General features: G+C 51.9%; 1 protein-coding gene. It reads right to left on the reverse strand.

What is annotated here, in order from left to right; genetic code table 11:
- Positions 1–212 (reverse strand): undecaprenyl-diphosphate phosphatase (locus tag HT737_RS29370; protein WP_374011216.1); only part of this gene is annotated, 212 nt, incomplete at its 3' end.
- Between the last annotated feature and the right edge of the window lie 329 nt (positions 213–541).

Below are 541 nucleotides of genomic sequence, written 5' to 3' on the forward strand. Positions count from 1 at the left end.
GCAAGGATCGCGCCGAGCTGAATAATGATGTTGAACGCCATGGCCCGTTCGCCGCCGAAGTCGAGCAAGTCGGCAACAATGATCTGGTGTCCGGTACTGGAAATGGGCAAAAACTCCGTCAGCCCCTCTACAACTCCAAGAATCAGTGCCTGCAAAGCGATCCAAAGATCCATCAGTCCCCCAAAGAGCGATGCACGCCGGCATGCCCCGATAATATTTTTTACGTTCACTGCGATCAGCGTAGCTGTTTGTTGCTGTACCGATTCCGCGCGCACAGCATCCACACGAAACGGTCAAAATTCCGTGAAATATCAACTTGGATTCAGGTTTTCGCGCGCGGGGCCGAAATCCTAACAGACAAGCCTTAATAGTGCTGTGGCGTTATACGACTTGGGTCGCGTATGCCCGACCACTCAAACGTGGTTGGATGCTGGCGTTGATTTATTACAAGAAAAAGAAATCGGAGTGGCAGCGTTATGAACAGCTTGCGCAGTGTGTCGATCAGCCGACGCTTGTGGCTCATTTTTGATTGTGGCCGTGG

It is taken from the genome of Pseudomonas sp. MD195_PC81_125 (assembly GCF_014060985.1).
Classification (GTDB): domain Bacteria; phylum Pseudomonadota; class Gammaproteobacteria; order Pseudomonadales; family Pseudomonadaceae; genus Aquipseudomonas; species Aquipseudomonas parakoreensis.